We start from the raw sequence: 26,113 nt of genomic DNA, 5'->3' as shown, positions 1-26,113 counted from the left end.
AATATATACTTTTGAGTTTTCCACAGTTAATATTTAATTTGACAGTGATTACAAAAGTAAGTTCCACGAAGGTTTATTTTTATTTTTTTAATAATAGTATGGCATTTAAAACAAGGCATTTTTGCTCTAGTATGAACTTGTAATTCTTGTTGATAGTAACCTGTTACACCAAGGCTTGAAGTATAACTACTAATTGTTGATCCACCAAGTTTTATTGATTTATCAAGCACAAATCTTGCTTTATTAATGATTTCTTGTAATTGTTTAAGTGTTAAATTTTTAGTAATACTTTGCGGATGAATACTAGCATAAAATAATACTTCATCTGCATAAATATTTCCTAAACCACTCATAACATTTTGTTCTAATAATGTTGCTTTAATACTTTGACTTTTATTTTTTCATTTATTTTTTAAATATTCAGCAGTAACATTTTTATTAAAAGGTTCTGGACCAATATTAATATAAGGTTTTATGTTTTGATATTCATTTTTAGTTTGCAAATGAAAGGTTCCAAACTGTCTTGTGTCATGATATCTTAATTCGTATTTATTGTCTAATTCTAATATTAATAAGACATGTTTTCAATTTATTGATTGATTATTTTGTTGAAAATAATATTTTCCTTCCATTCGTAAATGACTTAATAATACATAATCATCTAATATAAATATTAATAATTTACCAACTCTTTGAACATCATTAATTGTTTGTCCAATAATTTGTTTTGTGAATTGTTCAATACTTGGTGTTTTGATAATTTTATTTAAAAGAATTCTAACACCAATAATTTTATGATTAGTTAAAAGTGGTTGTAAAGTTTTGCGAACAGTTTCAACTTCGGGTAATTCTGGCATTTTTATTTTCCTTCCAATAAAATATAATAAACTAATTTGTTTTAAATATTAATAAATTTTTAAAAATTTATTTTAATTCAAATCAGTTATCACCAATACTAGTATTAATTAATAAGGGAACTTTTAATTTAGTAACATTAGACATAATTTTAGTAATTTTAGTAATAACATCATTAACTTTATTATCTTCAACTTCAAAAATTAATTCATCATGAATTTGTGCAATTAATATTGCATCAATATTTTGTTTTTTTATTTCTTCATAAATTTTATTCATTGCTAATTTTAAAATATCAGCAGCACTACCTTGAATTGGCATGTTCATTGCTATTCGTTTACCAAAATTTTGAATCACCTTATTTTTATTTGTAATTTCCATTACTTCTCTTTTACGATTAAAAATTGTTTGAACATATCCATTTTTTTCACAAAAATCAATTATATTATTAATATAACTTTTAATTTTTGGAAAAACTGAAAAATATTTATTAATAAATATTTTAGCATCTTCAACTTTAATTCCTATTTGTTGTGATAAACCGAAACTAGAAATGCCATAAACAATGCCAAAATTAATAGCTTTTGCATTTTGTCTTTGTTCGTTAGTAACTTCTGCTAAAGGTATATTTAATATTTTACTTGCAGTTTCGCGATGAATATCATGCTTTTGTTGAAAAGCTTTAATTAAATTTTCATCTTCACTAATATGAGCTAATATTCTTAATTCAATTTGCGAATAATCACAGGATAGTATTTTAGTATGTGGTTTGCTTGGAATAAAGATTTTGCGAACTTCTCTTTGTTCTTTATCGCGAATACTAATATTTTGCATATTAGGATCTAATGAAGATAACCTGCCAGTACTGGTTTGTACTTGATTATAAATGCTATGAATTTTACCATCATCAAAAATATATTTTTGTAAACCAAGTAAGTAAGTGGAATATAATTTTTGTAATTTACGATATTCTAAAAGAATATCGATGATTGGATGTTGATTTTTTAAACTAATTAAAACTTCAAAAGCAGTACTACCTTTTTTATAATTAGGTAATTTTAATTCTTTAAATAAGTATTCACTAATTTGTTTTGGTGAATTTGGATTTAAATTACTATTACTTTCTTTTTTAATTTGTAATTCTAAATCTTGGATTTTTAGTAAAGTTTTATCAGTTAGTAGTTTTAATTTTTTTTGATCAATGTTAACACCATTACACTCCATATTTACTAATACAAAAGCAGCAGGTAGTTCAATCTCTTGATATAAATTTCAGTTATTAGTATCTTTTAATTTTTTTATAAGAATGAGATGAGAATCTGTTAAAAAATTTAATTTTTTTTCTAAAAAAATAGCTATTTCTTTTTCATCATTGGGAATATTTTTTTTAATACCTTTGCCATAGAAATCATCAGCGCTTAAATTATCTTTAACATTGACATTGAGCATAACAGCAATGTTTTCTGGTAATATTTTTTCATTAGCATAAAGAAGGTAAGCAGCTAACATATGGTCAAAAATAATATTATTTATTATCAATTTTAAACGTAGTCCTGCGATAATAACCTTTTTTAAATCTCAAGTTATTTTTTGTAGTTTTTTATTTTGTAAGAAATGTTGAAAATTAGGACAATTAATTGCATTAATTTTATTAATATAAAATGTTCCTTTTTCATTTTTAATACCAAAACCAATAATATTATCACGATTATAATTATCACCAAAAATTTCTAATCATAAGTAATTTGAATCACAATTTCATTCTTGATTTCACTTATTTATAATTTGAACGTGAGATGTACTATTTTTATTAGTTTTAGGATTAGTGTCTTGTGTTAATAAAGAGTTCATATTATATTGTTTGTAAAAGTCTTGTAACTTTTCATTATTTAAATTTTCAACATTATAATTAAACGTTTCTAAATTACCAGTAATTGGTGTATTTAAATTAAGTTGTGCTAGTTGTTTACAAATAATACCATTATTAAAGTTAAGTTTAATTAGTTTACTAACATTTGGTTTTAATTGTTCTACATTTTCAATAATGTTTTCTAATGTGTCATATTCTTTTAATAAACTAATAGCAGTTTTTTGACCAATTCCTTTAATGCCAGGTAAATTATCAGAACTATCACCCATTAATCCCTTTAAATCGGTAACTTGATAAGGTAATAATTCATATTCTGATTGAAATGTAGAAATAGTAATAACCTTTAAATCACTCATCCCTTTTTGTGGATTAAGAATTTTAATATTGTTATCTAATAGTTGTAATAAATCTTTATCACTACTCATAATATCAATTTGATAATTACTAGCAACTTTATTTTTAACAATGCTGCCAATAATATCATCAGCTTCATAATTATTTATTTGTCCCCAAGGAATTTGTGCTAAGTCTAAAAATATTTTAACTAAATTAAATTGTTCAATTAACTCAACCGGAGTTTCACTTCTTTTTCCTTTATATGTTGCTAAAGTTTCATGACGAAATGTTTTACGACCAGCATCAAATGCAACAAAAACACTAGCATAGTTGTTAGATTTTAAGTACTTAGTCAACATTCTAATAAAAGCATAGACGGCATTAGTTGGAATACCCTGTAGCGAATGTAGATTAACTCCTTGGTATGCAGTAGCATAATATGCTTTAAATAATAAATTGTTACCATCAATAATTAATGCTTTTTTCATTTATTCACCTAATTTCATAAAACTATTATAACAATAAGTAAGTATAACTTCATATAAAATTAAAAAATTAGCATATAAAAAAAACAAGATTTTTTTCTTGCTATCGAACAATAATTAAGTTACAGATTTAATTGTGTAGAAAACATTATAAATATAAGGTTTTAGGGTTAATTTTAAGAGAATTATTATATTTATAGTGATTAGAGTTCTGTAACTTAAGTATTTAAATATTAAGGATATTTATAAATAGATCCTTAACTTTTATTATAACATTCAATTTTTAATTTTTAAATTCATTTTTTCTTTTTTATATATAAAAAACAAGAACTTTTCAGCTCTTGTCTACACAAGAATTATTGCTAAGGTAATATGTCATTTATAAAAAAAAGGGGGGGTTATTTATAAATAAAACTTAAGGTTATTGGGGTTATAGAGTTTAAATTAGGGGTTTTAGATTAATTTTAAATTTTTTATATTTAAAAATATTATAATTGAATAATGTTTTGACATATTACCTTAATTTTAAAGGACCTAGGCTATCTAAATCCTTATAAGAATAATAACAAATAATATTTAAATTGCAAGGAAATTTGTTATTATTTTTAGAAATAATTTATATTTTCAGTTTTTTTTGAAAAATATATTCATACTCTATATAAGTTTTTTATTTTTTTGATAAATATTTTTGGAAAAATTGCAATAATTTTACCCTACTTATCTTAGTTTTATAAAAAATATTAGTGCATTAATGGAGTGTTTATTGTTAGTAAAAATTTTTACATATTATGAAATTTTTAAGCACTAATAAAAGTAATAAAACAAAAATATGTGGTTAAACTTATAGTCTTATAGTTTTAATTTTAGTTATAAAAATTTTGTAAAAAATTATTTAAAAAAAATAAAAAAGATATATAATGATGTCGAATATTTAATATTTAAAATTGAGAAAAAATATTCAAATTGAAGTAAGGAGAAAATTAAAAAATGCCAAACCCATGAAAAACAGAAACTAATGGCCCAACAGATTTAAGCAAAGTTGCTAAATGGGAAATTAATGATGTGAATGAAACTAGAGAAAGATGAAAAAGAGAAAAAGAAGAAGAAAAAAAAACAACAAAAACAAAACAAAGCGGGATCTAGTTTGAAAAAATAAATTTGTTTTAAAAATTATATAAAATATAACAAGATATTTGGTCTGTATATGAGTTTTTATTGAAACCTATTACTTTATTATTTTAAAGTAAATGGGTTTTTTATTTTTTAATCAAATAAGGAGAAAAAAATGAAACCGATATTATCAAAAGCCCTAAGTAATATTGTAAAACAAGGTGCATGAATTACTAGAGATGAACCTTTACATCAAAATAAAGAGAAAATACAGAGAGAATTAATAACATATAAACTAAAATCAGAAAATGATTTTGTATATAAAACAGAAATTAATAAGGATATTATAATTTATGAATATTTTTTTGAGAAAATAAAAAATAAAGATAATGGTTCTTGCATTGTGACTAGAATTTATTTTAGTAATGATGAGATATGAGAAAAGATAGTATATATTAATAATAAAGAAACTGATGTTGAACAAAAAATAATAGAACAATATAGAGTTTATTTTTGTAAAAAAGAACTTTTAGAAGAAAGTCAATTCATAAAAAATGAAAATGATAAGCAAGTAGTTATTAGAAAAAAATCTATTTTAGATTTTAAAAATAAAGAAAATATTAATGGTGTCAATAATAATGATGAAAAGATTAAAGAAAGTAAAAATACTTTAGGTAAACGATTAGGTAGGTGAGTTGGAAAATTTTTTATTTTTGCCTTTGAAACTTTTATTTTTGGTGTTGTTTCAGGAATTATTTCTGTTCTTGCACTTAAAATTTCTTTTGCAATGGCGCTTTGTTGATGAACTCCTGCGGCTTTAGGAATAGCAACACTTACTGCTTTGCCTATAGGTTGATGTGTAGTTTTAGCAATTGTAGCAGTATTAGGTGTTCAGATACTAAAAGAATATGGAATTAAACCTTTATTAAAAAAAATGTGAAACTTGGTGGAATTAAAAAAAGCAAAAAAACTAGAAATGGAGGACTTAAAAGAAATAGATTTTCATAATATCAATTCTAGAGTTTTAAAAAACTATTTAAGTTCTCAAAAAAACATACCTTTTGATGAAATTAGACCAAGTTTTGAACAAAATATTAATATAATTAAAAATAGAAAATTGTCTCATCAAACTCAAGAAAAATTTGATGCAAAGAGTATTAATAATATTCCAATTTCAGCTAATACTTGAAATAAAGTAAAATGTTTATTTCAACATAATTAATAAGTTAACAATTTTGTTGATAATAATAAAATTTTAATTAAATAAACGCCATATGGCGTTTATTTAATTAAAGTTATTTATTTTTTTTAAAATTTTAATCTATAAAATTAATACTATTTTCTCTTTTCTCTTATTTTATGGCTAATATTCATGTTATTATTACTAAGTAATTAAAAAAATATTAATGAGGTATAAGATGAGTATTGTCACAATTGAGAATTTAACACATGCTAATGGTGGAAAAGTTTTATATAAAAACGCCACTTTACAAATTAATAAAGGTGAACATGTGGCATTAATTGGTATGAATGGTGTTGGTAAAACAACATTATTAAATATTATTAATGGAACAGTATCTGCAGATCATATTAATTTAAATATTCATCCTAAAATTAAAATTGGGTATTTGGATCAACATCAAGAGGTTAATTTAGAATTAACAGTTTTACAATATTTGCGTGAAAGTTATCAAAAACTTTTTGAACGTGAACAACAAATGGAAAACTTATATGCAGAAATGGCTAATAATTATAGTGAAGAGTTATTAACGAAAGCAATGAAAATTCAAGATGAATTGACACACCAAGGATTTGATACTATTAGTAAAAAAATTGGTCGTTTAGTTGATGGATTGGGTATTAATTTACAGCTTTTAGAACAAACTTTAGGTAGTTTAAGTGGTGGTCAAAGAGCAAAAGTGTTATTAGCAAAATTATTATTAAATGAAGATGATTTTTTATTACTTGATGAACCAACTAATTTTTTGGATATTGAACAAATTAATTGATTAGCTAAGTTTTTACAAAATTACCCTAGTGCATTTTTATTGGTGTCACATGATCGTAATTTTATTAATACAACATGTAATATTATTTTCGATATTGATAATTATATGATTACTCGTTATGTTGGTAATTTTGAAAGTTTTTTAGAACAAAAAAGTTTACATCATCGTCAATATGAATCAGCATATTCAAATCAAAAGAAATTAATTGAAAAATTAGAAACTTATATTAGTAAAAATGCAGCACGTGCTTCAACTGCTAAAAGTGCTGAATCAAGAAGAAAACAATTATCTAAAATTAATGTTTTAGAAAAACAGCAAATCCAGTCTCCTCCAAAGTTTTATTTTAAGTATTATAAAACAACGAGTTCAATTGCTGTGCAAGCTAAAAACCTTGAAATAGGTTATCATAAACCATTAATTAAGCCACTTACTTTTGTTATTAAGACTGGTAGTAAGTGAGTTGTTAAAGGGTATAATGGAATTGGTAAAACTACTTTCTTGCAAACATTAGCTGGTAATATTCCAGCACTTGCTGGAAATATTAATTTAGATGATCGAATGCAAGTAGCATATTTTCATCAGACTGAAGTAATGACTAGTACTACTCCATTTAATTATTTAAAAGAGTTAGATATTAAATTAAATGATGTTGAGATTAGAAGAATTTTAGCAAGTTTTGGCTTGCGTAGTAATTTAGTAATGAAACCAATGAACTTACTTTCTGGTGGTGAACAAACTAAGGTTAGATTAGCAGCATTGGCATTAAAACCTTACAACTTATTAATTTTAGATGAACCAACTAATCATATTGATGTTTTAGCTAAAGAGTCTTTATTAAAAGCATTGCAAGAATTTGAAGGCACTGTATTATTGACAACTCATGATACTAATTTTAATAATAGTTGAGTTGATGGTGTTTTAGATTTTGAAAAATTAACAAATTAGTGAAATTAAAATAGTTATTTTTAATATTTAAATTATCCTTTACGATTACGGTCGTCACGGTCTCGTCTGCTAAATCCACCACTGTTTCCTCAACTAGAATTACCACGGTCAGAACGTGGTCTAAAGTTTCCACGATCAGAAGAATTTCTATCCCCTTGTGTTCTTGCTCCACGTTCAGCAAAACGTTTTTCACGTTCTTCTGTGATTTTTACAAGTGTTGTTAAACTTGCATTAATAGTAATTACTGTTTCTTTTAAAACTTTAATTTCTTCTAATAATGCTTCGATTGTTTGATTGTTTTCCATTAACAATGCCTCTTCTTTCTGGCGCCTAATTGATAAATCTGATAATAATATCTGATATAATGAGATTAATAAGCACTTATTTAAGTATAGCATTAAAATTAAAATTGTATAGTATATAGTCATATATTTTATAGTTAAAAATAATTATTATTATGATAACTATTATTTTTTATTAAATATCTAGTAAATAATATTATTAAAATTAGTTTTTTATTTTACTAAAGTAATACTTTTAAATTTAAAAGTACGTATACCTTGAAAATCAATTAAATTTTCAATATCAATAGCAGTGATAATAAAATGATATGTAGTGTTTTTAATTTTATATGTAAAATCATATTTTAAATTAATTGTTTCAATATTATTGATGGTAGTTTTAGTCATAGTAATATTAGAAGTATTACCTATTTTTTTATTAATGCCGGTTGTGTTATCAGCATCAAAATAAACTTCATAGTTATCTTTAATTCATTGATTATTATTAGCAGTAATAATATTTTTAATTCCTAATTTATGACTTTCATCAGTAGTACCAAGTAATAAATTTAAAATATTATTTAGTTGACTGTGTGGTTCAAGCATAGTTTTTTGTAAAATATCCAGTATTGAACCTTGAGTAAAAGTTGGATATTCTGGATCATCTTTATTAATGTGCCCACCTAATGATTTATATAATTCTTCGACATCGGTTGCTGTTACATCACTTTTATTAATTATGTTTTTTAGAGTAACAATAGTATCATTTTTAAAAATTATTAAGAGACCAATAGTATTATTAAATAAAAAATTCTCTAAATCTTGTAAATCAATATTAATACCTTCATTACCTGGATATTGTTCTGAAATTTTGGTAATTAGATCAGTAGTGCTATCAATAGTATTTTTAACACTATCTGTATTAATTGCTTTAATAATGGTATCAATTAAGTCATCAGGTTTATACATTTCATCACCAATCAGTCCTCCTAAAGTTAAATTTACCGGTAAAGAAGTTGGTTTTGGTATTGTTAAATTAAGTTTAAGATCATAAAGAAATGTATCAAAACCACGAGTTTCTGCTGTAGTTTTACCAAATACGGTTAGAAGTATTTGTTTTAATTTTTCTGGTTGGCTAATTAAAGATTTTATAGTATTAATAATATCAAGTAAATTATAGCTATCAGCACTTGGCTTTGATGGATAACCATTACCAATTGTTAAGTTTTTAACACCTTCAGTAATATCTGGCATATCTAATATTCATTTTTTAATAACAGGAATAATTGCTTCAATAATTGTTAAGATATAAAGTGGGTTAGTTAAAAGATAGGGAAGGTATCTTTCTATATCAGCAAAAAAACCTTTATCATCAAAATGAACTTTTATGTTACCTGTATCCAGTCAACTTCCATCAAGTGTTATATGTTCTGAAAGAACGCCACCTAAATATCGTGGACTTTTACCATCTTTACCAAAAATTTTATTGTCTTCACTCATTTTTCAAAACAAGTAATTAATTAAAGTGCCACCATGATATAAATCATAATCTTGTTTTGACTTTCAATCACTTACTTTGTGACCAGGAAGTTGACCTAAAGTTGGACTTATTTTTCATCTTTCTCCATTATTTCAAGCGCTATAAGGTTGACCACTATCATCTTTTCAATTATTCATAAATTTAATTAATGTTTCTTCATCAGTGGGTGTAGAAGTTTGTTGATCAGATCAACTGCCATTGACTAAATTACCAAATATTCTAGTTAGCGGATTTAAAAAATTAGGACCATAGTTATTAATTAAATTAGCAACTAATTGTAATCCAGCTGGTAAAGTGCTTAAGTCACCTTGTAATGATTTTAAAAAACTAGAAATGGGGTCCATACCAGCACCTACAACTATATTTTCTAATTGTGGGTTAGCCATAATTGATATAGTTCTAATATAATCAAGTGATGAAAAAACATCATTAACTTGTTTTTTACTATTGATGGTTTTAGTTAATTCACCTGTTCCAGAAGCTTTAAAAAAATTATCAGGATCAAAATTATTTACATCAATTTTTCCATTTTCCCCTCAACGTGTTTGTAAATCACCTCAATTATCTAAACTAGTATTTTTAGTTAAATTATTAATACTATTATTTTTAATTTTTCCCATAATATCATCATTAGTACTACTAGTATCAGCACCTAACTCTTTTGACATAACCATACTTTTAATTAAAGCAGAAGTTTGGTCAGCAAAACTTTTAGCGATACTATTAGTTACACGGTTAACATAAAAATTAAAGGTACAAGCTGATAGAGGTAAAATAGTGGCACTTGCTATTAAGATAATTCCTAACTTGGTAAATACTTTTTTCATAGCAGTTCTCCTTAAATAAAGTGTTATTTTTGTCAATTTTATTTTACTAAAATTTAATACATTTAACTCTGAAAATAATTAAATTCATTTCTTACAAATTGTATCATTAGTTATTTTAATTTTAAAATTTATTTAAATAAACAATTTAAATATGGTAATATATCAAACAGAGAAAAATTAAACATTATAAAAACTATCTATTATTTATTTTAAAATTATCCTATATATTAATTTTGTATAAGTGTGATATTATTAATCCATATGTGAACTTAATAATTAAAATTAAATGTAAAATTTTAATTTCAGGAATTAGGGAGAACTGTAATGGCAAGGTTAAATAAACGCGAAAAAGCGAATAATAAAAAAATGGTGTCTACTAATAAAAAAACAAAAAAAAGTTTATTTAAGAATGCGTTACTATTAAAGCAGACTTTAGTAGCTACATGAAAAAGTAAATTACAATTAGTTATTTTATTATTACTTACTGCTTTTGCAACTTCGTTGGTTACTGGAAGTTGAATTTCGTACGTTAGAATGATTGAAGGAAGCAATCAATTAGGATTAAATGATCTTAAGTTTGATGCTGTTTTACCTTATTCACCAGTGTCGCAAGGTATTAAACAAATTGCTAATCAAGCTTTTAGTTTAAAGTTAGGTCGATTTTATGTTCAAGATGGAACTAATAGTAAAAGTATTAAAGCTCTTTATTTTGATGATACAAAAATAGGGACAGATCAAGAAATCCTACCAATCACTAAAGATAACTTAACTATTGATTATACTCGTGATAATATAGGTAATATTACTGGGTTTAATGATATAAGATGAACAAACCCAGATAATCCTTTAATTTTTAATTTGAATAATAATAATGTTAAAGCAAGCATCTATGGTCAATTATTATTAAAGTCAAAAAATGCTGCTAATGAGAATTTAAAAAACCATTTTAAAACAGCAGCAGATGATTTATATCGTGATGTTTTTTTAAAAAAAACAGCACCCAATATTCTTCAATCTATTAATACTTTTATTAAGGAATGGATTACAAAACATTCAACAGATCCGATATTAAAGGAGACTGATAATGATAAAGTTACCACTTGAATTTTAGAAAATAAAATAAATTTTAGATCTTCTTCTAATGATGCTACTATTCCTGATAGTGTTAATTTACAAGATCAAACAGAAAGAAATGAACTTTTTATTAAAGTAGTTAAGGAAACTGAACCTGATCCAAGATTAGATAATGATTATGGTATGAATGGTCAATGAATGAGAATTTATCGTAATTTTTCTGCAACAGAATCAGATAGTAACATTTATACTAATTTTACTAATACTTCTATTGGTTATCATTCACCTTTTAACTATAATATGATTAGTGATGGCACTGAAAGAGACGCTTTTTCTTCATATTTAATTCGTGCGGTTGCAGCATTACAAATGCGTGATTTATATGTTCGTAATCAATTTACTGCCAGTGCTGGAGTAATTAATAATACTCAAATTAATACTAAAATTATTGATATTGGTTTACCTAATGCTTTAAATCATACTAATCTAAAAGTATTTGAAGGTGTTGCACCAACAAGTAAAAATGAAATAGTTATTACGCCACAATATGCAAGAAAAAATAAAAGTAATAAAGCGTATAAACCAGGCGATCATATTAATATTAATGGTACTGACTTTATTGTTAGTGGTATTGGTGGTGATGCTTATGATATTTATCCAACGATTAGTGACTTAGATCCAATTCCCAATACAAGAACTGAATTTATTGCTTATGTTACACCTTCAGCATGAAATGATGGAAATTGATATAAGACAGCAGATAAAACTGATAATACTTTAATGTATTTTACAAAATGAAATAATGTTCCTAAAAATAGTATTCATGAATTTGATGTTGATTTATTTAATGATTTTTTTCAAAAAACAATATTTAGTGATAATGGTGTTAGTGATTTAAATCAATATGATTATAATAAGTATTTAGTTGAGAAATATGGTAATACAGTTCCAATACCACAATCGTCTTCTACATACCTTATTAATCCAAATCCTGTAGTTACAAGTAGTAATAGTCAGTTTTCGCTTTATAATAGTAAAGAAAAGATATTTAATTCAGCAATAATTGGATTTTTATTTGCAGCAATAGTAGGAGTATTATTTTTACTAACGGTTGTTATTTTTATTACTACTTTAATTGTTAAAAAAGCAATCCAACATGGACAAGTTTCAATGGGTATTTTAAAATCAATAGGTTATAAAACATGACAAATTACGATTTCTTATTTGGCATATCCATTATTAACACTATTAATTGCAATTCCAATTGGCTGAATTGTTGGTCTTGTAATTCAGGTATATTTAACTGAGATTTTTAATACTTTATTTGTTTTACCATATAATGTTTTTAACTTTGATGTTGTTCCATTATTTATTTCAATTGTTTTAATTATTGGTTTTATTTCAATTGTTACTTTATTAACTGCCTTTCGTCTTTTAAAACGTGATCCTTTATTTTTAATTAAAAAAGATAGTGATTTAGCTTTAGGTGTTTCTAAAAGTAGAACTAGCAAGTTTTTACAAAATAATTTTCGTCTTCGCTTTTTATTATCGTTATCAAAAACTAGTTGAAAAAAAATTTTAGTTACTTCAGGAGTTATTACTTTAGCTTCACTTTCAATTGTAGCAACAACACTAGTTCCTGCCACTATTAATAGTTTAAAAGTTAATTATTTCAAAACTCAAAAATATAAAAATTATTATGAGTATCAAACACCAATGCCGAATATGCCAATGAGTAAATATGGATTATATTCATGAGATTTTTTTAATCGACCAAGCGGTGAGAAATATTATCCAACTTATGGTGCTATGCCTTGACCTGAAGATAAAATTGTTTATGATGAGAAAAAGGCACGTGTTGGATGATATAATCCATTATTGTTTAAAAAAGAAAAATTAACTAATAATTTTGCTGATATTTTTACTTTTGATTCATCTTTTCCTGAATCTGAAAGAGCAGAGTTTATAAAAAAAATGTCCTCTTATTATCAAGAACAATCAACAGGGACATTAGATCTTAATGATTTAGTTTGATCATATAGTTGATTAGGTGGCAAAGATTTTAGTAATCAGTTAATAACTGATTTAAGTAAAGAAGATAATACACCATCAAAAATATTTTCATATAATATTGTTAATTTTGCAAGTGGCCAATTACCTAATATTTTGCAAGTTCCCAATCCTGGAGTGCCACCTGGTCCAGAGGCAATTAAAGAAATTTTAAAGCAAGTATTACCAGGCTTTGTTCGTCAGAGTATTGATAGTTTGCCAAGACCTAATATTAAAGAAGATCCTTATGATTATTTTAGTATTGGTCATAATACTATTGCTTTTAATCCAAAAACTACTAATAATGGTGATATTAATGGACCAGATGAAGAATTAGTAACACAGTTTAAAGTTGGTGTTGATGAAAGTACAAAAATTGCTAAAAAAGAACTAATGGATGTTATTGGTATTAATCCCAATACTGCGATGTTGGTATTAAAAAATGATGAAGTTAAAGCTTTAAAATATAATGCTAATGCTAATGCTATTCCAATGGTTATCAATCGTGCTTTTCAATCTAAATTTGGATTAGATGTTGGTTCACAATTTAGTGGTGTACCACAAGTTAATACTCTATGTTATAAAAATATTGATGGTAAAAGTATTCCTTTACCAAAAGAAAATTGATATTACGGTGAAACACCACCAACAGATTCTTATACTACAAATGGTGGCATTTGATCAAAAAGTGGAACAAAATGAAATTATCGTGGTGATCAAAAAATAAAATTATCTGATAATAGTAAAGAATATAGTGATATCCACGGCACTAGGTATAATGGTATGTATGATGAAAAAGGACAACCAATTATAAATAATGAACCTAGTACTTGAAATAATGTTAATGATATTTGATTAAAATTGCCTTCTGATATTGATCATCATGCTATAAAGGGTAAAATTCCAACAGCTGATAATGCTAAAACTATTGATTTTGATTTATCACGTATTTCCGATTCAACAGGTGAATGAATTAGACCTTTTTCATATGATTTGGTAAAGCCATATAATGGATTTGATCCTAAAGATCCATTAAGTATTTTATTAAACCGTCCAGCAGAATGATTTATGGGAATGGTTAATAATAATATTTTAACTAAAGAAAATAATATTAATGCTGATAGTTTACAAGCAGATATTAAAAATAACATGCCAACATGATGAAAAAATATTACGGGTAATGATAATCCACTTCATACATATCAAGTTGTGGGAATTCAAGATTCTTATGATACTCCTAAAGCCTATGTTGATCAAAAATGAGCTAATGAAATTATGGGTTATAGTTATATTGATGATAATCCTTATTATTCAGGAACGGATGTATTTCAATGATTTAATGGTAAGTTAAGTGCTAATGCTAATGTTTTTGATTTAATTGGAAGAATGAGTTTTAAATCAAATTTAGATGATTATACTATTTATGCAACCACTAGTTTAAGTGGTAATCAAAATATACCAATGGTCAAAAAAAATTATTTATTATCAAGACAACAAGCAATGCTTACTAAAATTTCAGATATTGCTTTCAGTGCTAGTGCTTTATTTATTGTGACAACGATTATTTGTTCAATATTAATTGTTATTATGATTACTGATTTATTTACCGATCAATTTCGTCGTTTTATGGCTCATATGAAAGCAGAAGGATATACTAATTGAGAAATTAATTCTTTTACTTTAGGTATTTTTACACCTTGAGCATTACTTGGTTATATTGTAGGATTTGCCCTAGGTTTCCTTGCAATTTATGGTTTAATTTCTATTCTTACTAGTTTTGTTGGTGTGGCTTTACCATTTACAATAACATGATGAATATTACCAGTAAGTTTTACCATAATTGGTGGTATATATATATCAACATTTATTATCAATAATCATGAATTAAATAAAATGAATTTAATTGAATTATTAAAATCTGATGAATAAAATAAAGTTCACTAAAGAATGTTTGGTAAATTTAAATATTTAAATTTACCAAATTAATAGTCAAATATGTATACTTTATTTGAAAACTAAATATAGTTTTTAACTCATTACTTTATTTTAAAGTAAATGGGTTTTTTATTTTGAAAGGAGAAAAAAAGAATTTTGAAAGATGAATCATTAATTTCTAATTATTATGATATATTAAATGTATTACCAACAGCATCAGTAGCAGAAATTAAAAAAAAATTCAAACAGACTGCTCTAAAAACTCACCCAGATAAAAATAATAATCCTCAATCAAAACTTAAAATGCAAGAATTGAATGAAGCAAAAAGAATATTAACGGATGAAAACTTAAGAAAAGTTTTTGATCAAAAACTTTTTATTTACTTTTTACAAAATGGTAATAATAAGGAAGTTATTTATTTTCTTACTAATAAAATAAATAATTTAAATATAAATGAAAAAGATAATTCTGGTAATACTCCTTTACATTATGCATGTTTTCATAATTTTTTAGAAGCTGCAGATCTATTAATTAAATATGGCGTTAATATAAATGCCAAAAATAATAGAGATAATACTCCTTTACATTATGCTATAATGGGTAATGCTGATTTAAAATTTATTAATTTATTAATTGATAAAGGTGCTAATTTTATTGAGAAAGATAAAATGGGTAATGATAGTTTATCTTTTGCCAAAGATTTTTCAAAAGATAAGAAAGTTTCTAAATTTTTTTTAAAAAAAATGAAAAAATTAAGAATAAAACAAAATCAACAAATCTTATTAAATATAACTAAAAGAATTACTAATATTGAAAGAGAAATTACCAATATTGAAAGAGATATTGCACATTTTGAACAGAAAAAAATAAATTCACTATTAAATTATATTATTATTATTTTTACTTTTGGTTGTGTTAATAAGAACAAAGATATAAATAAGGATATTTTAATTAAGACTGATCAACTTAAAAATTTATTATTAGAAAAAGAAATTGTTAATAATGAGAAACATGTATTTAAAGAAAAAATAAACCGATTAAATTTTAATAAAACTAAAAAAATAAATGCAATGGATTTACAAAATCAACCTTCAACAAGTGGATATAACCCATCAAATTCATCATGTATTTAATAAAACAAGTTAAAAGATTGCAAAAGCAATCTTTTATTTTTAGCTAAAATCAAGAAAAAATGATTGATATTTTTTGGATTTATTATTAAATTAAAATATAATAAATTACTTATTAAATAAAACTTTTAAATCGTACTATTAATATTTTAATAAAATTAAAGTATTAATGTCATAAATAACTAGTTATTTATTGGTATAATAAACAATGTAGGTGAAAATATGGCATTTTTTAAAAATTTAAAGACAAAATTATTTGGTCAAAAGACAACTAAATATGATCAGGGCCTTAAAAAGTCAAGAACATTATTTGCATCTAAAATTAAAGCATTAGCAGCGCGTTATCATCAACTTGATGAACAATATTTTGAAGAATTAACTGAAGTATTAATTTTAGCAGATGTTGGATACAAAATGGCAGAAACTATTACTGATGAAATTCGTCATGAAGCTAAAATCCAAAAATTAACAAAACCAAAAGATATTAATGATATTATTATTGATAAAATGTTTGTTATTTATACTGATGGTCAGTTGGTTTCTACAAGATTAAATTTTAGTAGTAATAATATTTCGTTATTTTTAGTTGTTGGTGTTAATGGTAATGGTAAGACAACATCAGCAGCTAAATTAGCAGCTAAATTAAAAACACAAGGTAAAAAACCAATTCTAGTTGCTGCTGATACTTTTCGTGCTGGTGCAGTTGAACAATTGCAAATTTGAGCAGAAAGAATTGGTATTCCTTGTTATTTAGGAACACCAAAGCAAGATCCAGCTAGTGTTGTTTATGCTGGAATTGAAGCAGCTAAATCTGAAGGTTGTGATGTTATTATTGTTGATACAGCAGGGAGATTAGAAAATAAAGTTAATTTGATGCAGGAGTTAAAAAAGATTAATAAAATTATTACTCAGAAATTAGGACATGAAGCTAATGAAACATTGTTAGTAATTGATGGTACAACTGGACAAAATGGTATTAATCAAGCGCAAGAATTTATGAAAATTGTTTCTTTGACTGGCATTATTTTAACAAAAATGGATGGCACTGCTAAAGGTGGCATTATTCTTGCTATTAAGGAAGAATTAGATATTCCTGTTAAATTAATGGGTTTTGGTGAAGGTATTAATGACTTGGAAGAGTTTGATTTAGATAAGTATATTTTTAGTTTAACAAGTAATTTGTTTGTGGAGTATGAAAATGAATAGTTTAGAAAAACAAGTTTTATATTATAGTTTATTTGCTTTTTATAATACATTATTAACAGCAAAACAAAAACAATATTTTACAAATTACTTTATTGAGAATTTATCTTTACAAGAAATCGCTGATTTACAAAAAGTATCACGAACGGCTGTTCATGATAGTCTACAAAAAGTTATTATTTTATTAAATAAATATGAAAGTAAGTTGCATCTTTATGAAAAATATAAACAACGACAAGTAATATATGAAAAATATACGGAAAAGTATAATTTTATTAAAGTTTTACAAGAAATTGATAAAATAGAATAAAGCAGGTGGAAATTAATGAAGATTTTAATAATTGGTGATATTTACAGTATTGTTGGTAGACAAATGGTTAAATATTGAATTCCTAAAATAAAAAAGGAATATGAAAATCAATTTAAGATTGATTTAGTAGTTGCGAATGGTGAAAATACTACTCATGGTAAATCATTATGTAAAAAACACTATGATGAATTAAAAAATGCTGGTATTGATATTATTACTACCGGTAATCATATTTTTGGTCATCCTGATGTTGCTAAGTATATTAATACAACTCCCGATTTATTGCGTCCTTTAAATTATAATCCTTATCATCCAGGTAATGGTACAATTTTAGTTAAAGTTGGTAATAAAAAAGTACGTGTAACAAACTTAATTGGTCGTACTTTCATGGATAAATCTGATAATCCTTATTTTGCTCTTGAACAACTTATTACGATTGATAAACAAAATAGTGAAGAAAAAAGTGACATTCATATTATTGATTTTCATGCTGAAGCAACAGCGGAAAAGTTATCTTTTGCTTGAAATTTTGATGGTCAAGTTACTTGTGTGGTAGGAACTCATACTCATGTTCAAACAGCAGATAATCGTTTATTACCAAAAGGTACTGCTTTTATTAGTGATGTTGGAATGACAGGTCCGTTTTATTCTATTATTGGTGCTAAAGCTGAAGAAGTTATTATTCGTGATAAAAAAAGTATGCCGGCAAAATTTAGTCCAGCTGATGGTGAAGGTCAATTTTCAGCTGTTTTATTAACTATTAATGATGAGACAAATAAAGCACAAAAAATTGAACGTATTTTTATTCATCCACAAGCACCTAATTTTAAAATTTACGAATAATTACAAATATAGGAAGGGACTAACTTTAACATGATATGAAACAATGCTAATTTTTTTACTGATAAAAATGGTTTATATTCGATTTTAATTGGGATTAGTATATTAATTATTTTAATAATTTTAAGAATTTTATTAATGGCAAAAATTAAAGATAATGTTCATGTACAACAAGCTGCTGAAATACGAGAAAAGGTAATTATTTTACGTGATGGTTATGAAGTAAAATTATTTAAGCAAATGGTTGATAAAAGTACAGTCATTATTATTGGTGCTCATGGCTTGCAAGGTCAAAAAGATGATTTTAAATTATTAAGTTCTTTTTGTAAAAAATCACAACTATCTTTAATTACTTATGATCGAAGAGGTAATGGTAAAAATGGACAAGATTGAAAATTTAAATCATTAGGTACTGATATTAATGATTTAAAAGATATAATAAGTGCAGTAAAATCTAAATATCCTAATCAAAAAATTATTATTTTTGGTGAATCATTAGGCGCAGCTATTGCTAGTCATGCTGTTAAAAATAATTCACAAGTATCAGCATTAATTACTAGTAATTTAGTAACTAAAAAAAATCTTTATCAATTTTCATTAAGTTTTATTATTTGTTTTTGTTTTGCTTTTATTTTTAATTCTAATATTCAAATGCCAATCTATGTTGAAAATCAAGATATTTCTAGTAATAATGCTCATATTACTAATATAAATCAAAGATATAGTAATCGTCAAAATTGATCATTACGTTTTTTACTACAATTTAAAAAAATTAATAAAAAAAGTATAATGGAAATTAGTAATTCAAAACTTCCAACGTTAATCTTGCAAAGTGCTGATGATGTATTTAGTGATTTTCATCAACTTAAAATTAATAAAAAATATTGGAAGAAACATCATAGTTATGTTTTTATTTTTGATGGTAAACATGCTTTAATTAATGAACCTAATATTAAAGATATATTTGATAATGAAATTATGCCATGAATTACAAAAAAAATTTTACTTGAGAAAGGTTAAAAAATATGAAATTAATACCTAATATTACCCATCCTCTTTTTACTAGTGAGTCTGTTGCTCCTGGTCATCCTGATAAGATTTGCGATCAAATTGCTGATGCAATTTTAGATGCTTTTTTAAAACAAGATCCACATGCCAAAGTAGCATGTGAGGTTTTTATTACTACAAATTTTGTTTTAATTGGTGGTGAAGTTCATAGTCATGCTCAAGTTGATTATCAAGCAATTGCGCGAAAAGTTATTACTGAAATTGGTTATATAAATGATGAAATTGGATTTAATGGTTTTACTTGTGAAATTAAAGTGTTAATTCATGAACAATCACCTGATATTTTACAAGGTGTTGAATTAAAAAATCATCAAATTGGTGCTGGTGATCAAGGAATAATGTTTGGTTATGCATGTCAGCAAACATCAGAATATATGCCATTAGCAATTGTTTTAGCACATGAATTAATTAAACGAGCTACAAAATTACGAAAGGAAAAAAAATTTAAGTATGCACTTCTTGATATGAAAGCGCAAGTTACTATTGATCAAGAAGACCCTAAAAATTTAAAAATACATACTATTTTAATGAGCATTCAACATCAAGCAAATTATGATGAAAAACAATTTAAAACATTTATTCATAAAGAAATTATGCAATATATTGCTAATAAATATCATTTAAATCTTGATTTTAAATATTTAATTAATCCAACTGGTAAATTTGTAATTGGTGGACCTGCTGGTGATACTGGTTTAACAGGAAGAAAATTAATGGTTGATACTTATGGTGGAGCTGCTTGTCATGGCGGGGGAGCTTTTTCAGGAAAAGATCCCACTAAAGTTGATAGAACGGGTGCTTATTATGCTAGGTATATTGCTAAAAATATTGTTGCTGCTAACTTAGCAAAGATTTGTGAAGTACAATTAGCTTATGCAATTGGAACTCCTGAACCAATTGCAATATTTGTTAATACTCATCAAACTATTATTTCCGGTTTAACAGAGGCAAAATTAACAGAAATAATTTATCAAGTCTTTGATTGTTCTGCTAGTGCTATGATTGATAAATTAGAGTTATTTAAACAAAATTATCAACAATTATCAACTTATGGTCATTTTGGTAGAAATGATTTACAATTACCTTGAGAGAAATTAGATAAAGTTAGTTTATTGAAAACTTATTTATCAAAAAAATAAGATGGGGAGAGATATTTTATGTTTTTAGAAGTAATAGCTACATCTTTAAAAGATATAGAAAAAATTAATAATTCTTTAGCTAATCAAGTTGAACTTTGTACTGCTATGGAATTTGGTGGTTATATTCCAAATTATGAATTGATTGCTGAAGCATGTAAAATTTCATTGAAACCAGTAATGGTTATGGTTAGAAATAATAATAATAATGGTTTTAATATTACTGATAATGATTTTAAAATCTTTAAAAGAGATATTGAATTTATTAAAACAACTCATGCATCAGGTATTGTTTGTGGTATTTTAACTAAAGATAATAATATTGATGTTGAAAGAATGAGTGAAATTATTAAATTAGCAAAGCCTTTAAAAATAACTTTTCATCGTGCTTTTGATGAAATTTTTAATAAAAAACAAGCTTTAGAACAGTTAGTAAAATTAGGTGTTACTACAGTTTTAACTTCTGGTGGTCAAGATAATATTGTAAATAATATTAATAAATTTAAAGAATTAAAGAAATTAAATTTACCAATAAAAATTCTTGCTGGTGGTGGAGTTAATTTAGAAAATGTTAATGTTTTATTAAAAAATGGTATTAATGATATTCACGTTGGAAAATGTGTGCACGAAGATAATAATTTTAATAATCCTATTAATTATCAATTAATTAATAATATTAAAAATATGGCATAAATAATAAAAAGTTTTATAATAGATAAGATTAAACATTTAACAAGGTTACTGTTCTTTTAATACAAAAGAACAGTAACCTTTATTGATGGTTTATTATTATAATTAGTTGCATTGATTTCATTTTTATTAGATTCTAAAGAACATTGTTTTGTTAAAATTTTTTCTACTTTTGTATGTTTTTGTTTTTGTGCTCTTATTAAAGCAGTTTCACCACGTAAATTTATTTGATTAATATCAGCACCATTGGCTATTAATAAATCAACTACATTTAAATGGCCATTTTTAGCGGCCTTTGTTAAAGCAGTATTGCCAAATTTTGTTTTATGATTAACATTAGCACCGTTTGTTATTAAAAGATTAACTATTTCTGTGTGACCTTGTTCAGCAGCTAGTGTTAAAGCAGTATGATCACCATTGATTTCATTTTTATGATTAACATTAGCACCGTTTGTTATTAAAAGATTAACTATTTCTGTGTGACCTTGTTCAGCAGCTAATAATAAAGCTGTATCATCATTTTTGTTTATATAATTAATGTTAGTACCATTTGTTATTAAAAGATTAACTATTTTTATGTAACCTTTTTTGGTAGCTAATAATAAAGGTGTATCATAATCTTTATTTATATAATTAACATTAGCACCGTTTGTTATTAAAATTTTAACTATATTTTCATGACCTTGTTCAATAGAAAGTGTTAAAGCAGTATCTTTTGTGTTATTTATATGATTAACATTAGCACCGTTTGTTATTAAAAGATTAACTATTTCTGTGTGACCTTGTTCGGCAGCTAACATTAAAGCAGTATCTTTTGTACTATTTATATGATTGATATCAGTATTATTTTCTATTAAAAATTGAACTATTTCAATGTGACCATAATCAGCGGCTGTTATTAAGGCACCCTCCATATCGAACTTATTGTTATCAGGATTAAGTAGTAAAGTTTTAACTGTTTGTAAGTCACCTTCTTCAATAGCTGTTAAAAATTTATTTTTAGGCATTTCTTTATCTTCCTTTTCTAAATTAAAACAAAAAACCTATTTATTTTGAAATAAAGTAAATAGGTCAAAAACTTATATTAAATTTTAATAATATAATATCACATTTTCTTTACTAGTAATAGATAATTATAATTTTTAATTAAAAAATAATTTTAAAATATATAAAAAAGAAAAGAAATTTTTTAAAAAATAACTTAATTTACAAGTATTTTTGCATATTAAAGTTATATTGTAAAATATTTGGTTTTCATATATTATTAATTCAATTAAGTATCGTTTTTCTTTTATTATTTGTTTTTATAATTTTTTATGTTAAGATTTGTTTAAATTAATTAAGTATCGTTTTTCTTTTATTATTTGTTTTTATAATTTTTTATGTTAAGATTTGTTTATTATTAAAATGTATAAAATTGGTTTTTTAAAACCTAGAACGCGGAAGTTTTATATATGGATATTCAACAAGATTTTTATGTTAAAAAAATTTTTTATGCTTGTTATGTTAAAAATGTTGTTTTACCTATTTCTTTTTTAAATAATATTGGAAATAAAAAAGGTAAATGTTATGTTGGAAATAAACAAAAATTGAGAAATAATACTTCTCGTACTAAAACTAATTTAATTCAAAAAGCATTACATAATTTTTATAATAGTAAAATGTTAAGTTTTGTTACTTTGACTTATAAAAATAATATGCAAGATATTAAAAAAGCAAAAAAAGATATTGGTTTATTTTTTATTAAATTAAAAAAGTGATGAAATGACCCTAAACGTTTTCAAAATTTAGGAGAATTAAAGTATTTTTATGTTTATGAATATCAATCTCGTGGTGCTATTCATTTTCATATAATTTTTAATAGAAAGATATATAAAAGTATGTTAGCAGAATGATGAACTCATGGTTTTAATGATTTAAAAGTAGTTAAAAAAGGTACAAATGAATTTGTTATTAAATATTTAGGAAAATATGTTACAAAAGCCATGGATGATGTTAAATCTATAAATCAGACAGATGTAGGTGTAAAGGCTTATGCTTTTAGTCGTAATTGTAAAAATCCTCTTGTTGTTCGTGGTATTAAAAAATTGACAATTGGAGATATAATTAAAGCAAGTTTTAATGCAACAAATGTATTTTATTTTAAAACTCAAAGAGATAGTAATGGTGATACTGTGATGATTGGTGCTATTATTGAGAGTACTGTTGTAAATGATTATTTTAAAGAATATGAAGATTACGAAAAATATGTATATTTAAGTGCTTTATCGTATAAACATTATTTATGGACTAGTGAAATTGGTTATTTAAATCATAGAGATAGAGATGTTTTGACTTGGGTTTATAAAGTTTTTGGTAGTAAAGTTGAAGAAATAAATTTTAAGAAAAAAGTTTTACATTAGTTTAATTTTTAGTATTTTTTTTATTTTTTTAAATTATAATAAAATATAAAAGGAGAAAAAAATGGATACTAAAACAATAATTGAAATTTGTACTAGTATTATTAGTGCTATGTCTGTTATTATAACTTTAGGAATTACTATATATTTTCAATTTGAAAATAGAAAAAGAACAATTAGAACAGAATTATATAAAGAATTAGAAAAGATTTGAAATAAATATCAATTTTTTTCTTATGAAGAGAAAAATTTACTTAGAGATTATAAAAATGAAATAATAGGTAGTAAACAACTTTCAGTAAAAGAAATGTCAAAACAATTTATAACACATTTTAATTCGTATTTGTGAGAAGTAAATATTTTATTATCTATTTTTAATTTCGAAAATAAATATGAATGTTCTCAATGTAGAAGTATTATTGATACAAAAAAATGAGATGAATTTACTAATTCATTATATAATAGGAAAAAAATAATTGATTGAAGTGTAATTTTTAAATTCTTTTTAGTAACTGAAAAAAACAAGTTAAAAATTATGATTGCTATTTGCCCGAATTGTTTAAAAAATGATTTAAAATAATAAATTTAAAAATTTTAAGTTTTATCATAAAAAATTAAATTATTAAAGAATATACTTGTATATATATATATATAATGGTTAATGAACATTAGTGATTATTCGCGTTCTTACTAATGTTCATTTTTTATTTTTAGTTGAAATTTTATATTTTTATGATATATTATTAGTAAGTATAGGTTTACCCTACTATGCTTGACTTATTAAATTAAATTTTAATGAACGCGAAAGGTTAAGTATTTTTTTATGTTTAAAGTTCAATTAGTTAATATTGAAAAAGGGCGTATTATTCCCGATAAAAATAATAAAGGTCAAACATTAAAGTTTGATGTTTTGAAGTTTGTAGAAATAAACAAACAAACAAGTGTGCCAACTGGTCAAACACGTGATAAATGATATAATCCGGAATTTGCTAGTGATTTTAATAATTGTTTATCTACTCTTGATTTAAAAGTTGGTAATTTTTATTCACTTGAACTTGATTTAAGCGGTAATATTAAAAAACTTTCTAATTGAAAATAGTTATTTATTAAAAGGGTAATTTTAAATAATTATTTTATGTTAGGAGTTAATTTTAAATTATGGCTAGAAGTAATAATTGTTCTTGTGGACAACCGTTTCATTTAGCTATTTATATGTGTAAACTTTGTGACCAAGTTATTTGTCCTAAAAGAGTTTTACAAAACTTATATACTAGAAAATATTATTGTCCAAATTGTATATTAGATATTGCTTTAAATAAGGCAATGAGACAGCAAGAAAGTAAGTTAAATTATGAGACATAAATGTAGTGATTGAACTTATGAACGAGTATATGGTTGTGAAATGTGTTACAGAGTTGCTAATGAAATGGAACGAATAAAAAAAGAGAATAAAAGAAATAAGTAAAAATTAAATAAGCTCCTTATTAGTATATAAAGTAAGGAATTTTATTTATGCCTAATGAATTAGAGCAAACTAGTAATTATACTTTAACTAAAATTTTAAGAACTGGATTAAGTCCATTAAGTGCTATGGTAGGTGTTAGTGCTTATTATGGTCAATATTTAAAAGACCCAGTATTAGGTTCTATAAATTCTTTGTTATTTAGTAAAAAGTTAGGAATTGATATATGGAATATTAATCAAAGACCAACTACTAGAAATAAAGTTATTAATAGTTATAAAAAGATATTTTTAGGTTTAGGGACTATTGGTTTAATTAACTATGCCAAGTTTGTTCAGTATGTAGATAAGTCAGTTTCTTTATTAAGAGATGAACCTTGTTTTTGGCCGCCTTGTCCTACTGAACCACCAATTCCTACTCCAATACCAACTCCTAATCCAGTAATTGATAAGCCTTTTGTAGATTGAGATACTTATATATCTTTAAATAGTTTTGGTATAGCGAATGTATTAGTGGTTTAACTGAGTTAATACCTAATAAATTTGAAGCAATAAGAAA

General features: G+C 24.5%; 21 protein-coding genes. 16 read left to right on the top strand and 5 right to left on the bottom strand.

The window, feature by feature from the left end; translation table 4 throughout:
- Nucleotides 1-26 precede the first annotated feature (26 nt).
- Both mutM and polA read right to left on the bottom strand, forming a co-directional pair.
- Nucleotides 27-857 (bottom strand): DNA-formamidopyrimidine glycosylase, encoded by an 831-nt coding sequence (gene mutM / locus AACK83_RS08895; RefSeq protein WP_252319020.1) that lies wholly within the window; start codon nucleotides 855-857, stop codon nucleotides 27-29.
- A gap of 67 nt (nucleotides 858-924) precedes the next feature.
- Nucleotides 925-3,549: a DNA polymerase I gene (gene polA / locus AACK83_RS08890; RefSeq protein WP_338957784.1), complete on the bottom strand. Its 2,625-nt coding sequence runs from the start codon at nucleotides 3,547-3,549 to the stop codon at nucleotides 925-927.
- 984 nt (nucleotides 3,550-4,533) lie between these two features.
- On the opposite strand from polA, the gene AACK83_RS08885 reads away from it, so the two are divergent.
- From AACK83_RS08885 to AACK83_RS08875, 3 genes are all read left to right on the top strand, one after another.
- Nucleotides 4,534-4,689 (top strand): hypothetical protein, encoded by a 156-nt coding sequence (locus tag AACK83_RS08885; protein WP_338957783.1) that lies wholly within the window; start codon nucleotides 4,534-4,536, stop codon nucleotides 4,687-4,689.
- 142 nt (nucleotides 4,690-4,831) lie between these two features.
- Nucleotides 4,832-5,878 carry a hypothetical protein gene (locus AACK83_RS08880; RefSeq protein ID WP_338957781.1) on the top strand — a complete coding sequence of 349 codons (1,047 nt, stop codon included), beginning with the start codon at nucleotides 4,832-4,834 and terminating at the stop codon, nucleotides 5,876-5,878.
- A 196-nt stretch (nucleotides 5,879-6,074) separates the two neighbouring features.
- Entirely contained in the window at nucleotides 6,075-7,610 is a 1,536-nt protein-coding gene (locus AACK83_RS08875) for an ABC-F family ATP-binding cassette domain-containing protein (protein ID WP_338957779.1), read from the top strand.
- Nucleotides 7,611-7,642: 32 nt separating this feature from the next.
- Here AACK83_RS08875 and AACK83_RS08870 read toward each other — a convergent pair whose 3' ends face one another.
- A complete protein-coding gene (locus tag AACK83_RS08870; RefSeq protein ID WP_338957777.1) occupies nucleotides 7,643-7,915 on the bottom strand; it encodes a hypothetical protein in 273 nt (90 codons plus the stop codon).
- Nucleotides 7,916-8,125: 210 nt separating this feature from the next.
- Nucleotides 8,126-10,258: a hypothetical protein gene (locus AACK83_RS08865; protein WP_338957776.1), complete on the bottom strand. Its 2,133-nt coding sequence runs from the start codon at nucleotides 10,256-10,258 to the stop codon at nucleotides 8,126-8,128.
- 324 nt (nucleotides 10,259-10,582) lie between these two features.
- Between AACK83_RS08865 and AACK83_RS08860 the strand changes: the two genes are divergently transcribed.
- The 8 genes from AACK83_RS08860 (at nucleotide 10,583) to AACK83_RS08825 (ending at nucleotide 21,697) form a co-directional block, all read left to right on the top strand.
- Nucleotides 10,583-15,310 carry an ABC transporter permease gene (locus tag AACK83_RS08860; RefSeq protein WP_338957774.1) on the top strand — a complete coding sequence of 1,576 codons (4,728 nt, stop codon included), beginning with the start codon at nucleotides 10,583-10,585 and terminating at the stop codon, nucleotides 15,308-15,310.
- A 162-nt stretch (nucleotides 15,311-15,472) separates the two neighbouring features.
- Nucleotides 15,473-16,450: a DnaJ domain-containing protein gene (locus tag AACK83_RS08855; protein ID WP_338957772.1), complete on the top strand. Its 978-nt coding sequence runs from the start codon at nucleotides 15,473-15,475 to the stop codon at nucleotides 16,448-16,450.
- A 219-nt stretch (nucleotides 16,451-16,669) separates the two neighbouring features.
- Nucleotides 16,670-17,653 carry a signal recognition particle-docking protein FtsY gene (gene ftsY / locus AACK83_RS08850; RefSeq protein ID WP_338957770.1) on the top strand — a complete coding sequence of 328 codons (984 nt, stop codon included), beginning with the start codon at nucleotides 16,670-16,672 and terminating at the stop codon, nucleotides 17,651-17,653.
- The gene (gene ylxM / locus AACK83_RS08845) at nucleotides 17,646-17,960 is read left to right on the top strand and encodes a YlxM family DNA-binding protein (RefSeq protein ID WP_174481096.1); all 315 of its coding nucleotides are present in this window, start codon (nucleotides 17,646-17,648) and stop codon (nucleotides 17,958-17,960) included. The genes ftsY and ylxM overlap by 8 nt, the downstream gene beginning before the upstream one ends.
- A 15-nt stretch (nucleotides 17,961-17,975) precedes the next feature.
- Complete coding sequence (locus AACK83_RS08840; RefSeq protein WP_174480992.1) at nucleotides 17,976-18,803, top strand: TIGR00282 family metallophosphoesterase; 828 nt, start codon at nucleotides 17,976-17,978, stop codon at nucleotides 18,801-18,803.
- A gap of 30 nt (nucleotides 18,804-18,833) precedes the next feature.
- Nucleotides 18,834-19,820, top strand: coding sequence for an alpha/beta fold hydrolase (locus AACK83_RS08835; RefSeq protein WP_338957768.1), 987 nt, complete (start codon nucleotides 18,834-18,836; stop codon nucleotides 19,818-19,820).
- 11 nt (nucleotides 19,821-19,831) lie between these two features.
- Nucleotides 19,832-21,007 carry a methionine adenosyltransferase gene (gene metK, locus AACK83_RS08830; protein ID WP_422397105.1) on the top strand — a complete coding sequence of 392 codons (1,176 nt, stop codon included), beginning with the start codon at nucleotides 19,832-19,834 and terminating at the stop codon, nucleotides 21,005-21,007.
- An 18-nt stretch (nucleotides 21,008-21,025) separates the two neighbouring features.
- Nucleotides 21,026-21,697, top strand: coding sequence for a copper homeostasis protein CutC (locus AACK83_RS08825; protein WP_338957766.1), 672 nt, complete (start codon nucleotides 21,026-21,028; stop codon nucleotides 21,695-21,697).
- Nucleotides 21,698-21,753: 56 nt separating this feature from the next.
- Here the strand turns inward: AACK83_RS08825 and AACK83_RS08820 are convergent, their stop codons facing one another.
- Nucleotides 21,754-22,701, bottom strand: coding sequence for an ankyrin repeat domain-containing protein (locus AACK83_RS08820; RefSeq protein ID WP_338957764.1), 948 nt, complete (start codon nucleotides 22,699-22,701; stop codon nucleotides 21,754-21,756).
- Nucleotides 22,702-23,148: 447 nt separating this feature from the next.
- Between AACK83_RS08820 and AACK83_RS08815 the strand changes: the two genes are divergently transcribed.
- The 5 genes from AACK83_RS08815 (at nucleotide 23,149) to AACK83_RS08795 (ending at nucleotide 26,076) form a co-directional block, all read left to right on the top strand.
- Entirely contained in the window at nucleotides 23,149-24,096 is a 948-nt protein-coding gene (locus AACK83_RS08815; RefSeq protein ID WP_338956758.1) for a rolling circle replication-associated protein, read from the top strand.
- A 61-nt stretch (nucleotides 24,097-24,157) separates the two neighbouring features.
- On the top strand, nucleotides 24,158-24,673 hold the full coding sequence (locus tag AACK83_RS08810) for a hypothetical protein (RefSeq protein ID WP_338956756.1): 516 nt from the start codon (nucleotides 24,158-24,160) through the stop codon (nucleotides 24,671-24,673).
- A 243-nt stretch (nucleotides 24,674-24,916) separates the two neighbouring features.
- A complete protein-coding gene (locus AACK83_RS08805; protein ID WP_338956755.1) occupies nucleotides 24,917-25,192 on the top strand; it encodes a hypothetical protein in 276 nt (91 codons plus the stop codon).
- Between the two features lie 59 nt (nucleotides 25,193-25,251).
- Nucleotides 25,252-25,455, top strand: a complete 204-nt coding sequence (locus AACK83_RS08800; protein WP_338956753.1) for a hypothetical protein — start codon at nucleotides 25,252-25,254, stop codon at nucleotides 25,453-25,455.
- A 150-nt stretch (nucleotides 25,456-25,605) separates the two neighbouring features.
- Complete coding sequence (locus tag AACK83_RS08795; RefSeq protein ID WP_338957763.1) at nucleotides 25,606-26,076, top strand: hypothetical protein; 471 nt, start codon at nucleotides 25,606-25,608, stop codon at nucleotides 26,074-26,076.
- Nucleotides 26,077-26,113 lie beyond the last annotated feature (37 nt).

Origin of the sequence: Spiroplasma endosymbiont of Tiphia femorata, from assembly GCF_964020225.1 — a bacterium.
GTDB lineage: Bacteria > Bacillota_I > Bacilli_A > Mycoplasmatales > VBWQ01 > Spiroplasma_E.
The sequence above is the reverse complement of the archived record's forward strand: the minus strand, read 5'-3'. Positions and strand labels throughout refer to the sequence as shown.